At 40.2% G+C, this 12,829-nt stretch carries 13 protein-coding genes; 5 read left to right on the forward strand and 8 right to left on the reverse strand.

Annotation, left to right across the window (positions count from 1 at the left end):
- Positions 1-194: 194 nt before the first annotated feature.
- From AWW72_RS05495 to sdhC, 4 genes are read right to left on the reverse strand one after another with little or no spacing between them, the layout of a single operon-like run.
- On the reverse strand, positions 195-905 hold the full coding sequence (locus AWW72_RS05495) for a succinate dehydrogenase iron-sulfur subunit (protein ID WP_004664446.1): 711 nt from the start codon (positions 903-905) through the stop codon (positions 195-197).
- 14 nt (positions 906-919) lie between these two features.
- Positions 920-2,815 carry a succinate dehydrogenase flavoprotein subunit gene (gene sdhA, locus AWW72_RS05500; RefSeq protein ID WP_004775167.1) on the reverse strand — a complete coding sequence of 632 codons (1,896 nt, stop codon included), beginning with the start codon at positions 2,813-2,815 and terminating at the stop codon, positions 920-922.
- Positions 2,816-2,827: 12 nt separating this feature from the next.
- Positions 2,828-3,193, reverse strand: a complete 366-nt coding sequence (gene sdhD, locus AWW72_RS05505; RefSeq protein WP_004775170.1) for a succinate dehydrogenase, hydrophobic membrane anchor protein — start codon at positions 3,191-3,193, stop codon at positions 2,828-2,830.
- Positions 3,193-3,594 carry a succinate dehydrogenase, cytochrome b556 subunit gene (gene sdhC / locus AWW72_RS05510; protein ID WP_050560019.1) on the reverse strand — a complete coding sequence of 134 codons (402 nt, stop codon included), beginning with the start codon at positions 3,592-3,594 and terminating at the stop codon, positions 3,193-3,195. Before sdhC ends, sdhD begins: the two co-directional genes overlap by 1 nt.
- A gap of 896 nt (positions 3,595-4,490) precedes the next feature.
- On the opposite strand from sdhC, the gene gltA reads away from it, so the two are divergent.
- Positions 4,491-5,765 carry a citrate synthase gene (gltA, locus tag AWW72_RS05515; RefSeq protein WP_004775175.1) on the forward strand — a complete coding sequence of 425 codons (1,275 nt, stop codon included), beginning with the start codon at positions 4,491-4,493 and terminating at the stop codon, positions 5,763-5,765.
- Positions 5,766-5,883: 118 nt separating this feature from the next.
- Entirely contained in the window at positions 5,884-7,647 is a 1,764-nt protein-coding gene (locus AWW72_RS05520) for a DKNYY domain-containing protein (protein ID WP_062846666.1), read from the forward strand.
- 58 nt (positions 7,648-7,705) lie between these two features.
- Here the strand turns inward: AWW72_RS05520 and AWW72_RS05525 are convergent, their stop codons facing one another.
- Positions 7,706-8,203, reverse strand: a complete 498-nt coding sequence (locus AWW72_RS05525; RefSeq protein WP_004775178.1) for a DUF1289 domain-containing protein — start codon at positions 8,201-8,203, stop codon at positions 7,706-7,708.
- 109 nt (positions 8,204-8,312) lie between these two features.
- On the opposite strand from AWW72_RS05525, the gene trhO reads away from it, so the two are divergent.
- Both trhO and AWW72_RS05535 read left to right on the forward strand, forming a co-directional pair.
- On the forward strand, positions 8,313-9,245 hold the full coding sequence (gene trhO, locus AWW72_RS05530; RefSeq protein WP_062846667.1) for an oxygen-dependent tRNA uridine(34) hydroxylase TrhO: 933 nt from the start codon (positions 8,313-8,315) through the stop codon (positions 9,243-9,245).
- A gap of 146 nt (positions 9,246-9,391) precedes the next feature.
- On the forward strand, positions 9,392-10,009 hold the full coding sequence (locus AWW72_RS05535) for a DedA family protein (protein ID WP_062846668.1): 618 nt from the start codon (positions 9,392-9,394) through the stop codon (positions 10,007-10,009).
- A 40-nt stretch (positions 10,010-10,049) separates the two neighbouring features.
- Here the strand turns inward: AWW72_RS05535 and AWW72_RS05540 are convergent, their stop codons facing one another.
- A complete protein-coding gene (locus AWW72_RS05540; RefSeq protein ID WP_062846669.1) occupies positions 10,050-10,928 on the reverse strand; it encodes a LysR family transcriptional regulator in 879 nt (292 codons plus the stop codon).
- A 102-nt stretch (positions 10,929-11,030) separates the two neighbouring features.
- On the opposite strand from AWW72_RS05540, the gene AWW72_RS05545 reads away from it, so the two are divergent.
- On the forward strand, positions 11,031-11,636 hold the full coding sequence (locus AWW72_RS05545) for a LysE family translocator (RefSeq protein ID WP_062846670.1): 606 nt from the start codon (positions 11,031-11,033) through the stop codon (positions 11,634-11,636).
- A gap of 143 nt (positions 11,637-11,779) precedes the next feature.
- Here AWW72_RS05545 and AWW72_RS05550 read toward each other — a convergent pair whose 3' ends face one another.
- Both AWW72_RS05550 and AWW72_RS05555 read right to left on the reverse strand, forming a co-directional pair.
- On the reverse strand, positions 11,780-12,304 hold the full coding sequence (locus AWW72_RS05550) for a YecA/YgfB family protein (RefSeq protein ID WP_005227080.1): 525 nt from the start codon (positions 12,302-12,304) through the stop codon (positions 11,780-11,782).
- A gap of 76 nt (positions 12,305-12,380) precedes the next feature.
- Entirely contained in the window at positions 12,381-12,587 is a 207-nt protein-coding gene (locus AWW72_RS05555; protein WP_004775189.1) for a PA3496 family putative envelope integrity protein, read from the reverse strand.
- Positions 12,588-12,829: the final 242 nt, after the last annotated feature.

The raw sequence follows: 12,829 nt of genomic DNA on the forward strand, positions 1-12,829 counted from the left end.
AAATAAATCAACCCATTCACCATATCGATTTTGATGATTTTAATTAACAACAAAACCCATAAATATTTAAGGTCAATTTTTTAAAATTCAAGCCTCACTTTATTCAAGCAAACATTTTTCAACCAATTTTGATGATTTCGAAAAATAAAAAAGAAGCCCCTCTCGGGGCTCCTTTCTTGCCTAGAAAAAACAGATTAGCCTGCTTGATCTAACAGCATGTTACGAATGTGACCAATTGCCTTTGTCGGGTTCAAACCTTTAGGACATACAGATACACAGTTCATGATCCCTTTACAACGGAACAAAGAGAATGGGTCGTCTAAACGCGCCAAACGCTCTTGTGTTGCTGTATCACGAGAGTCAATGATAAAGCGGTATGCATTTAACAATGCTGATGGTCCAAGGAACTTATCAGGGTTCCACCAGAATGATGGGCATGAAGTTGAACAACATGCACAAAGAATACATTCATACAAACCATCTAAGTGTTCACGTTCTGCTTGGGACTGTAAACGCTCTTTCGCTGGTGCTGGCTGGTTGTTGATCAAGAACGGTTGAATCTTGTCATATTGATCATAGAACTGGTTCATGTCTACAACCAAGTCTTTTACAACTGGTAAACCAGGTAAAGGACGGATCACAATCTTCTCTGGTAAATCGTTCAGGTTCCACAAGCACGCTAAACCATTTTTACCATTGATGTTCACACCATCCGAACCACAAATACCTTCACGGCAAGAGCGACGGAATGTTAATGATTCATCCTGCACTTTCAACGCAAGTAACGCATCAAGCAACATACGGTGCTTATCGGTTAACTCAAGTTTGAAAGTTTGCATGTACGGCGCTTTATCCTTATCAGGATCATAGCGGTAGATTTCGAATGTACGAGTGCCTCTACTCATCTTTGTTCTCCCGATTAGAATGTACGTGGTTTAGGTTCAATTGCTTCAACCGTTAACGGGCTGAAACGCACTGGCTTATATTCAAGACGGTTGTCTGCCGAATACCATAATGTATGCTTCATCCACTCATCATCACGGCGACCGTAAGAGTAAGTTGGGTGATCCGGTGCTAACTCATAGTCAACAACGGTATGCGCACCACGACATTCTTTACGTGCAGCAGCAGAAATCAAAGTTGCCTTCGCTACTTCATACAAGTTTTCAACTTCTAACGCTTCAACACGTGCTGTGTTAAATACGCGAGACTTGTCTTTCAAATGAATGTTACGAACACGAGATTCGATCGCAAGGATTTCTTTTACGCCTTTGTCAAGCAATGCTTGAGTACGGAATACACCTGCGTGATCTTGTACGATGTCACGGATCGCATCAGCAACTTCTTGTGCATTTTCGCCAGCAGTTGATTCATCCAGTTTACGTACACGTTCTAAGGTATTTACCAATACATCTGTTGGAAGCGGTGCATAATCATCGCCATGATGCTTGGTTACATAATCAATGATGTGCTCGCCCGCTGCTTTACCAAATACCACAAGGTCAAGCAATGAGTTAGTACCTAAACGGTTTGCACCATGTACAGATACGCAAGAACATTCACCAATCGCGTAGAAACCTTTTACAGGCTTCACATAGTCACGCGTACCTTTATAAGAATACTCTTTAGTATCTTTATCATAGTGAGCAGAGAATTCACCCTCTTCCACACCATGCGGCACAACCACTTGACCATGAATATTCGTTGGAATACCACCCATTTGATAATGGATTGTTGGTACAACTGGAATTGGCTCTTTCGTACAGTCAACGTTTGCGAACTTCTTACCAATCTCAAATACAGATGGAAGACGTTTCATAATCGTTTCAGCACCCAAGTGAGTCATATCAAGTAAGATATAATCCGCTTTAGGACCACAACCACGACCTTCTTTAATTTCCTGGTCCATTGAACGTGATACGAAGTCACGTGGCGCCAAGTCTTTCAAAGTTGGTGCATAACGTTCCATGAATGGTTCGCCGTCTTTGTTACGAAGGATACCACCTTCACCACGACAACCTTCAGTTAACAATACGCCTGCGCCCGCAACACCCGTTGGGTGGAATTGCCAGAATTCCATATCTTGTAATGGAATACCCGCACGAGCAGCCATACCAAGACCGTCACCAGTGTTGATATAAGCATTGGTTGATGCACGGTAAACACGACCAGCACCACCTGTAGCGAATAAAGTCGCTTTCGCTTGGAATACGGCGATGTTACCAGTTTCCTGATCGATCGCTGTCACACCAAGAACATCACCCGCTTCGTTACGGATCAAGTCTAATGCAATCCACTCAACGTAGAACTGGGTGCCCATTTTTACGTTGCTTTGATATAAGGTATGCAACAACGCGTGACCTGTACGGTCAGCAGCAGCACACGCACGTGGAACAGCTTTTTCGCCGTAGTTTGCAGAGTGACCACCGAATGGACGCTGATAGATCGTACCATCTTCGTTACGGTCAAAAGGCATACCCAAGTGTTCAAGCTCGTAAACAACTTTTGGCGCTTCACGGGTCATGAACTCGATTGCATCCTGATCGCCTAACCAGTCAGAACCTTTAACCGTGTCATAGAAGTGATAGTGCCAGTTATCTTCTTGCATGTTACCTAACGACGCACCAATACCACCTTGAGCAGCAACTGTATGCGAACGTGTCGGGAATACTTTGGTCAATACCGCAACTTTTAAACCAGCTTGAGCAAGTTGGTAAGCAGCGCGCATACCAGAACCACCACCACCGACGATAACCGCGTCGAAAGTGAGGTTTTGAATATTTGAATAATCTTCTTTAGGGTTAATTGCGCCCATGATCTCTTCCTATCAATTTGCCCAGAAAATCTGGATACCCCAGATTGCGTACACGATCACTGAAATAATGACAGCAGAAGTCAGTACAAGGCGTAAACCTGAAGCTGAAGGACCCATTTGACGAGTCGTTACATAATCAGTAAAGACTTGCCACATACCAATCCAAGCGTGTGCAACGAGCGATAACACTGCTAATAAAGAAAAAATCTTCATTGGCAAAGTCAGCATAAAGCCAGCCCACTGTTCATAACCAAATCCGCTATTGCAAAGGATCCAGCCTAATAAAACAATAGTGTATGCAGCCAACACCACAGCACTAACACGCTGGATATACCAATCGCGAGAACCTGAACCTGTTAAACCTGTAGCACTTTTCATCAGAACATAATCCATACGAATGCTGCGACAATACCAACCGCAGACAAGATCAATGAAACTGTAGCTGCGATACGACCGCTTTGTAATTCTTCAGCAAAACCGAGGTCAGCAAGCAAGTGCTTGATCCCTGCGATAAGATGGAAAATTAATCCTGCTACAAATACCCATACGACGAAACGTACAATGATATTTCCGAAAACGACATTTTTAACGTAGTCAAATCCTTCTGGTGAAGATAAAGATTTATCCAAAATCCATAAAAGAACAGCGACTAATAAGAAAACGATTACACCTGATAGACGGTGTAGAATTGATGCAATAGCCACGGGTGAGCGTAAATTTACCGCTAACACCTGACCCATGGACAAATTGACAGGTCTGTTGCTTTTCACAGCGGGCATCCTGTAGGTAGAAACTCCATCCGGAGTTTGTTTGAATTAATTCAAAGGAAAGCTGGCATTGTTAGGCAAGCACAGCACATGCCTAACCTATAAACGACATCGAATTATAAAACGTGAAATATCAAAATACAAACAATCAGCTTTCGCTTTAGTCGAAAAAAACTTTAAATAAGAATCATTCACACGCATAATAACGACCAAAAATCCATCAAGTTCAGCCAAAAAACACTATCTAATTGTTTTGTAATGATAAAAATAAGATACTATTTTTTATAGATACTTTCTAATTTATAAATTCTTTTCTTATATTTTCTCAAAATAATGCGTTTTTAAGTTTTTATTTGTCCAAATAATCACACTTTACGCATGCTTTAAAATAATACTGCTCATTTATATATTAAATATAATCAATTAATAATCTATTTTTATATTTCAACATCCAAAGCCAATGAGTCATTTTTTATACAATCAATTGCACCAAAATGAATCAAATATTAGTTTACATGTAAAGTTTTTAACCATTTTTTAATGACCAGTAAAGGCTAAACCTAGAGAACTACAGGCTTTTGAAAAGTGATAAGTATTTATTTTATAAGCATCAAAATATAGGCAATCTAAAAATTTACTTACAATTGTACTGATGCTTCATTTTTTTTATGCACCTAAAACTTGATTTGACATATTATACTCGACCGGTGCTGTGATTTTACTCAGTTTTTTCTTCGATACTGAATGACTAATTGACTGTAGCAACGTCATTTTTTATCCCTAAGTATAATTGACAAAATTTTAGTAGCCACTAATCTTATAGCAAATTTTGACACCGTCTGATTCGCACATGACAAGATTAGTATTTCGAGTCAGATAATCATTCACCAGGACAGGAGATCTATTGAATGTCTGCAGCAACTGGCAAAAAAGCCGTATTACAGCTTGATGGCAAAGAAATTGAATTACCAATTTACAGCGGCACATTGGGCCCAGATGTAATTGACGTTAAAGATGTATTAGCATCAGGTCACTTTACTTTCGATCCTGGTTTTATGGCGACAGCGGCTTGCGAATCTAAGATCACATTCATTGATGGTGACAAAGGTGTGTTATTACACCGTGGCTATCCGATTGATCAATTAGCGACTCAAGCAGACTACTTAGAAACTTGCTACTTATTATTAAATGGCGAGCTTCCAAATGCTGAACAAAAAGCAGAATTTGACGCTAAAGTACGTAACCACACAATGGTTCACGATCAAGTAAGCCGTTTCTTCAATGGTTTCCGTCGTGATGCTCACCCGATGGCGATAATGGTTGGTGTTGTTGGTGCGTTATCTGCGTTCTATCACAATGCATTAGACATCGAAGATGTAAATCACCGTGAAATCACTGCGATTCGCTTAATCGCAAAAATTCCTACGCTTGCAGCGTGGAGCTACAAATACACTGTAGGTCAACCATTCATTTACCCACGTAATGACCTTGGTTATGCAGAAAACTTCTTACACATGATGTTTGCTACGCCTGCTGACCGTGATTACAAAGTAAACCCAGTTCTTGCTCGCGCAATGGATCGTATCTTCACGCTTCATGCTGACCACGAACAAAATGCGTCTACTTCTACAGTTCGTCTCGCTGGTTCTACTGGTGCGAATCCGTATGCATGTATCTCTGCTGGTATCTCAGCACTTTGGGGACCTGCTCACGGTGGTGCGAACGAAGCTGTACTTAAGATGCTTGATGAAATTGGTAGCGTAGAAAACGTTGCTGAATTCATGGAAAAAGTGAAGCGTAAAGAAGTTAAACTCATGGGCTTCGGTCATCGTGTTTACAAAAACTTCGACCCACGTGCGAAAGTCATGAAACAGACTTGTGACGAAGTTCTTGAAGCTTTAGGCATCAACGATCCACAATTGCAACTTGCAATGGAACTTGAGCGTATCGCACTTAGCGATCCGTACTTCGTAGAGCGTAAGCTTTACCCGAACGTAGATTTCTACTCAGGTATCATCTTAAAAGCGATTGGTATCCCAACAGAAATGTTTACGGTAATCTTCGCGCTTGCACGTACAGTAGGCTGGATCAGCCACTGGTTAGAAATGCACAGCGGTCCATACAAAATCGGTCGTCCACGTCAGCTTTACACAGGCTCGACTCAACGCGACATCAAACGTTAATTCATATTAGCGTTGATAAAAAAGGATGCTTATGCATCCTTTTTTTGTTTTATCCGTTATGCTTGAAAAAAATAACACCTACATACCTTTATATACGTCCCACTAAAACATTGAAGCAATGAATAAAAAGTCCGCTGTTTTATACGAAACAACAATCACAGCATATGAAATGAAGATTCCATCATTTGTGCTGTTTTTGGCACTGATCGTACTCAGCTGGTTATTTTTGGTTTATTGCCTCTACGATTTTAGCCTTTATTATTTTTATCAAATTCTTCCCCTCTTTGCTCAACTGCTTAATATTGCGTTGATGTTGGGTCTATTGATACCTGTTCTTTATCTTTATAACCAGCTTTATCAAAAATGTTTTAGGCAAACAATTACGCTTAAACTCTATCGGCAAGGTCTTGGTCTAGAAAAATCAGCGCAGACTTATTTTTATCCTTGGCAAGATTTGATTCATATTCAACTGCGGCAACATCATACCCAGATCCATAGCTTAAACCTGCTGACCAAAACAGCACCTTATCGGCAATATTTTTATTTCAATTCATGGATGTGGCCTGCCACTTTAACCCAACAACACAGTGAGTTGTTACAGTTTTGGAAAAAACTGGAATCTCTGGCTAAGCAGCAACAATTACAACGTACCAGCAATGCTAGTATCAACAAGAAAACCCATGTTGACATCATGACCTTGATCGCCGATCCACAGGCACAAACTGCATTTCAACGTAAACAAAAGTGGATTTCCACAGCGTTTATTCTTGGTATTTTAGCGAGTTTCAGTACGTTTATCGCTTTATTACTCTGGCATGAATTTGATGATGGCAGTGTCAAGTTACCCAGCCAACAAACATCGTCGATCTCTGGGACAAATTTTGAAACTTTTCAAAATCAGGTCTATATTTTCAAACAAGGTCAAGGCACATTTCTACTTCCCGCTGCGAGTGCCAATCAATTTACAGGCTTGGCTTTAAGTCACCTTCCTGATCGTGCCGATGAACTCTATAGTAATGTCGGCAAAACACCTCAACAGGTTTACTGGCAAGATCATGTGCTCACTCAGCTAGATCCAGCCCACACGCATTATTTAGGGAATGATTACACCAAAGATCAACAACACGTTTACTTTCAGGATAACCCCCTAACCAACGCAAATGCAGCTGGTTTTACTGCGATATTACATCCACAATTTAATGCACTCGGCTATTTCTATGCAAAAGATGACCGACAGGTCTATTATAAAACACATGCTTTAACCGACTTAAATCCACAACAGAGCACGGCTTTTCCCAACAGCAATGAATATATTCATGATCAGCAATTTGTCTATTTTCAAGATAAAAAGTTAGACAGGCTCAATGCGCAACACACCCAGATTTTTAGTGGCAGCAACCGTTTTAGCCAAAACCTGAACTTAGCCACAGATGATCGATCTTTTTATTTAAATGAGCATCCTCTCCCCCATGTGGCTGAGCATAAGCTTTGGGGAACTACATCAGTCGATACAGCACATTTACAGCTGCTTGGCTATCAAAGCAGTGAACCTTATCCCGGAAATTTCAGCTATCTTTTCGCAGATCAGCAACACATTTATGTTTATGATGAATTTTATCAAAGCTTAAAAGTGCTCTATCGCTTTCCGCAGCCTGTCCACTTAAAAGTTTTAGCTGATCGCCGTTTTAGTGATGGTGAGCATATTTATATCATTCATGAAAAACTGTACCGCACAAAAGGCCGATCTTCCGGATCGACCTCTCATGGTTTTCGCATCAATTTAATTCGTGAGTCAGATCAGCAGCACTTAGCCAAATATTTTGCCCGCAACCCAAGCTCGTTAAAACTGTCTAACCTGTTTCAACCTAACCATACTAGGTAGCACATGGACTAAATCTATTCACCCTCATCAAAGTGAATCTTTACAGCTAAAATCTTTGTTAAATCTCGTCTTCTTCTAATTCTAATGCACGCAATAAGGTGTTACTGATGCCATCTGCACGTAACCATGCCAGCTCATAGCTCGCTTTCGCCAAAGCCAATACACGACGTTCAAACTCATCCCAGATCGGTTTAACCTGAGCATCACCAATCCCAAGACCGCTCTCATGCGCCAAGTGCTTATTCTTCTCACAAATCTTTAAGGCATGATAGAGCTTACGACCTTTACTAGCGCTCTCTAACACCCTGATCCGCTTATTCTGAATAAAGCCTTCAATATGCTGCAAGTTCGCATGTGGCAACAAAGGCACAAGAATTTGATCGAGCTGTGCATCTAAACGCTTCCACACCATCAAACGTTGCTCGGCGGTATAGGTATTCCACTGAATCACCTCGTGATTAAAGCGACGACAACCACGACAGACCAGATCACCAAATACCGTTGAACAGCGCCCTGCACATGGGGTCAATGATGGAATTCGACGATCATTACTCAAAACCAACTCCTATAAAACCATATTTATTTTATGGTTTTCTCGCTTATTTTCAGATTTCACGCTAAGATATGCGCCTTATTTTCCTATCTTAATACATTTGGAGTTATCCATGAACGCTACTGTAGAACAGCTTGCACCTGTAGAACAGCAAGCGACCAATAATTGGGTTGTTGCAGCACTATATCAATTTAAAGAAGTTTCAGATGCAGCCGATCTGCAACAACGTCTTTTGGACTTAGTGAATAGCATCAATTTATGTGGAACTCTGATTGTCGCTTCTGAAGGAATTAACGGTACGGTTGCGGGTGACCGTGCTGCCATTGATGCGCTTCATCAATTTCTTTTAAACGAAGGTTTTAACGCAATGGAATATAAAGAGTCTGAAAGCTCTGACAAACCATTCCGTAAAATGAAAATCAAACTCAAAAAAGAAATTGTAACTTTAGGTGTAGAAGTGAAGCCACGTGATTTGGTTGGCCACTATCTTGATCCTAAAGAATGGAACGAGCTAATTAGCCGTGATGATGTGATTCTGATTGATACCCGTAATGACTATGAATATAAAGCGGGTACATTCAAGGGTGCAATCGATCCTAAAACAGAAACTTTCCGTGAATTTCCTGAATACGTAAAACAAAACCTTGAACAGCATAAAGACAAGAAAATTGCGATGTTCTGTACTGGCGGTATCCGTTGTGAAAAATCGACCTCTCTCCTTCTTCAAGAAGGTTTCAATGAAGTCTATCACCTGAAAGGCGGTATTCTTAAATACCTAGAAGAAACTCCTGCTGAAGAAAGTATGTGGGAAGGTGAATGCTTTGTATTTGACGGACGCACTGCGGTTACTCACGGCGTTGAAGAAGGCGAAAATATCAAGTGTCACGCGTGTGGCTGGCCACTCACTAAAGTTGAAGCTGAGCTTCCAAGCTATGAACATGGCGTGTCTTGTGTTTACTGTATTGATAAAACCTCAGACAAACAAAAAGCAGGCTTCCGTATGCGCCAGTCACAAATTGCGGCTGCTAAACGCAAACGTCTGTAAAACGCCAAACAGACTGTATTCAAGCCATAGTTAAACTATGGCTTTTTTATGACAATAATAAAATGATGTAACGATTCGCTGCTTGAGCATTGCAACAAGCACAACTATGCTAAAAACAACAATCAAATGAATCATATAAGGGCGTTATGGGACTGGAACAATGGGTTCTATCTATCATGGAGAAACTGGGATATTTAGGTATCGCATTTTTAATGTTTCTGGATAACGTTTTCCCGCCTATTCCTTCAGAAATTATTATGCCCTCAGCGGGCTACACAGCATCGAAAGGTGAACTCACTCTCATCGGTGTGATTATGGCGGGCAGCGCAGGTTCAATTCTCGCAGCGATGCTGTTGTATTGGATAGGACGGAAAGTTCCTCAGCAACGCTTGTTTAAACTAACCGAACGCTACGGCAAGTATTTACGTATTCAAGTGTCTGACTTAGAAAAAGCGCTGGACTGGTTCAACAAGCATGGGCATCGTATTGTCTTTTTTGGCAGAATGATTCCTGCGGTACGGTCTTTGATTAGTATCCCTGCTGGCATGAGTAAAATGCCTTTTGCAAAGTTTATGTTTTATAGCATTGCAGGCACCTTAATCTGGACCAGCTTTCTGGCTTATTTAGGTTTTCATTTTAGTCAGAATCAGGCATTGATGAGCCTGATCATGCAACGTATCAGCACCATCATTTTAGTGATCGTTATTCTATATCTCTTGTGGTGGGCGATTAAGAAATTTTATCTCAACAAATCCAATCAATAACCCAAACCCTACGGTATTCAATCGACAATTCTCAAGATCACTAATTTAAAGTAGCCAACCATAACTGGCTTTGCTGCATCTGATCTCTTAGCCAATCTCTCAACAATAGCTTTCGAACATCCTCTTCAAACGGTTGTGCCGATAAAAGATAGTAAGATGAACCATCGGCATAGCCAGAGGCCACCTGTTGCAGCAAATGATATTTAAGTTCTCTTTCAACCATATAAGCCGAAACAACAGTTGTTCCCAACCCTGCCAGACAAGCTTCAATACATAAATAAAAATGCTCAAGAGAAACAGCTTTCATCTCCTTGAGTTGCGCTTGATGATGACGCTTAAATTGTTGCCACAATTGAGGCCTAGACTTGGAAATAAATACCTGATTTCCCGTAGACTGTGTGTGCTTAGCTTTTACATAGAGGATATGCTCATCTGCAATTTTTTCACTGTAGACCGCAGTGCCCCAATCAAAATCATCTCTCCGTAAAGCCAAGTCAATATTTTGCGCCCTGAAATCGACCTCTCCTCCCGCAGTTAACAGACTGACCTCAAACTCAGGATAAAGCTGTTTAAATTGCGCTAAACGAGGAATCAGCCATTTCATTGCAATCGTCGGCTCACAAGACAACACAAGATTCTTTTTTATTCCCGTCTGTTGTTGTAATTGTAATAAGCATTGATCAAGCTGCTGGAACACTTGCTGGCAACAGTCAAATAAAATCTCACCTTGTTGGGTTAATCGTAATTTTCGTGCTTCCCGAATAAATAAAGCAAAACCGAGCATCTCTTCCAGACTTTTAAGCTGCTTACTCACTGCACCTTGTGTCACAAATAAGCGTTCTGCGGCAATCGTCATGCTTTCATAACGAGCAACATAATAAAAAAACTTAAGAGAATTCAAAGATAAACGCTCAATCATTCCAAAAACTCATGCATAGACAGGAATTAATTTCGTTTTTAAATATAACAAGAATATGAAAAATATAGAAATTGTTAAAATGATTAGCTTAGGAATAGATGAGTGAATGAAATAATTACGGTAGGCCTGGTCACCTTATTGGCAGTTATTAGTCCAGGTGCAGATTTTGCCCTCGTGAGCCGAAATAGTTATCTTTATGGTCGATCTTTGGGGCTCTGCACTGCTTATGGTATTGCTTGTGGTGTCTGGGTACATGTTGCATATAGCGTGATTGGATTAACGTTTTTGCAGCATCATATTCCCAGTTTAATTCATATTATCCAGTATATTGGAGCGACCTACCTGATTTATATTGGCTATAAGATATTCACTCAAGCGCCAGTTAGATTGAATTCAAACAATATTGATCTGACCCGCTGGCAAGCATTTAAACATGGCTTTTTCACCAATAGTCTAAATCCTAAAACCACATTATTTGTCATGAGTATTTATTCTCAACTCATCAGCACCGAAAATAGCAATATGACACTTCTCGGCTATGGGCTTTTTATTTCTGTAAGTCACCTCGCATGGTTTTGTATGATTGCCATTTTTTGTGCTACCCCAATGATTCGAAATAAGATTTTATCCAAGCAGAAGATTATTAATCGTGTGATTGGTGCTGTACTCAGTGGATTAGGGCTTAGTTTATTTTTTGCCACATTTTAAGGTTTAAAATAATAATCATCGCGATATATATACCCTGATCTGATTTTAATCATAAAAATCCACCGATAAAAAAACGTCCTCTAGGGACGTTTTCATATTTATTTTTTCTAGGGCAACTTTTTTAAGCTGCTCCAGATGTAGCATTACGCTGGCGTATGATACATCAAATAGAGTTCATTCAAGTTTTCAGGGATTTCTTCTGCCAATTCATCCATTAGCTGGCCATTACGGCGGAAAGATTCCATTTGTGGATCTTCTTCATCAATTCCGCTAAAGACCATGATTGGTAAGGTTAAGTCAATCAACTGTTCTTCAAACTCAGGTGCAAACCACGCATCTTCATTGAGGAACATCGCATCAACAAAACCAACACTCCAATCGCCCAAGCTTGACTCAACATCAGCTTCTTCGATTTCAAATGGAAACTCGATTCCATTTTCATTGGCTAAATCCTGACGAATAGATTCCAACCAAAGCTTCACCTGCTCAAGTACTTCAGCAGGAAGTTTTTTATGGTTACCTTCGAAAAGTTCATCTAACCAACGATCAAATTGTGGACCAACGGCAATTGCACACAAAAAGCCATGAGTCGCTGCAAAATCTAGACCGTATTCGTTTTGATCACCGTCAAGATAATTACTCAATAAGTCTAAATCTAACGTGCTCATTCTTTGTTTAATCCAATTTTAAAAATACATCGGCAACAGCATAACATTTTCGGGCGTGAAGTCTTAGCAATTTCGCTTAGTCTTCGTCGTCAAGGTCATCATCGTCGAAATCATAGTCAAAATCTTTTAATTCTCGTTCTAAACGACGTTGAGCTAAAAGGTCATCAATTAAACGGCGCTTTTCTAATGATTCTTTAGCGCTGATTTTTCCTGATGACTCATCAAAACCAACATCATCTTCACCGTAGTTATCATCATCTAGTTCAAAATCTGTAGAAGACACTAAGTACCTCTAATGAAAAAATGTTAATGGGTCTAGCCGCTATTTATCGGTCTTGGCCCACCTTGTCAAGTTTTATTTGTTTTTTTTACCATAAAACCGTGTTTTGTACTTTTTTTCGGCAGTTTTTTTGTGTATTTATAATCCAGGGACATCAACAATGAAAAAAGTTCTTTAAACAGGAATTACGCTTGAAAAATTATGACTTAACCCCATATTCAATGAACAAACGTGAAATCAAATCT

Origin of the sequence: Acinetobacter sp. NRRL B-65365 (genome assembly GCF_001605865.1) — a bacterium.
Classification (GTDB): domain Bacteria; phylum Pseudomonadota; class Gammaproteobacteria; order Pseudomonadales; family Moraxellaceae; genus Acinetobacter; species Acinetobacter vivianii.